This is a genomic window from Halorubrum saccharovorum DSM 1137, from assembly GCF_000337915.1.
GTDB lineage: Archaea > Halobacteriota > Halobacteria > Halobacteriales > Haloferacaceae > Halorubrum > Halorubrum saccharovorum.
Map to the genome: position 1 here is coordinate 1 of NZ_AOJE01000052.1, position 880 is coordinate 880.

Below are 880 nucleotides of genomic sequence, written 5' to 3' on the forward strand. Positions count from 1 at the left end.
GACCACCGACCCGCTGATCTACGGAGCCAACGAGTTCCCCGCCTCCGAGTGCGCCATGAGCGAAAACGAGTACGGCGACGAGTAATCCCACCGGCTCCGATACCGGGTGTATCACCGCCCCGTCTTCCCGTTTTTTCGATCCGACGCGTCGGTTCGGCTGCCATAACGCCTCGTGACATAGCGTACCGTTCTCACGTGAGAAGCCATCGGATCACAAGATTAACGTATCGAAAAAATCGTGAATAACCGTGCAATCCATGAGACAGCTAATTGTGTCTGGTCAGAGGTGGCTGGGATGACTCTCGACGCGGCGGTCGGATTCGTCTTCATCGCGCTGAGCGTCGCATCGCTGTATCTGTTGGTCGCGATCGGCCTGTNCGGGTCGCTCAAGTACGTGAACATGGCGCACGGTGTTCTCTATCTCGGCGGCGCGTACATCGGGCTCCTCATCGCGTCCCGAGAGCAGTACGGGGGGCTCCTCTCCGAGTACGGCACGATCGGTCTCGGCTGGGGGTTCGTGCCGGCCTTGATCTTGACGCCGGTCGTCATCTTCGTCGTCGGCGTGGCCATGGAGCGATTCCTCGCGAAGCCGTTCTACGATCGCGATCTNCTTGATCTTGACGCCGGTCGTCATCTTCGTCGTCGGCGTGGCCATGGAGCGATTCCTCGCGAAGCCGTTCTACGATCGCGATCTGCTCGATCAGCTGTTGGTCACGTTCGGTGTCCTGATAGCCGCTCAGGAGGTCGTCGCCATCGTCTTCGGCCGGACGGGGACGATCTATCCCCGGCCGGAGTGGCTCACGGGCGCGATCTCGCTGCCCGTGATCGGAACGCCGCCCGGGATGAGCGCGGCCTCGACGATACGGGTGCTCGTCGTGAC

1 pseudogene is annotated in these 880 nt (G+C 61.5%); it reads left to right on the forward strand.

Annotated elements, in window-relative coordinates:
• Window positions 1-653: 653 nt before the first annotated feature.
• Window positions 654-880, forward strand: a pseudogene (locus C471_RS18070) (branched-chain amino acid ABC transporter permease); the annotation flags it as partial.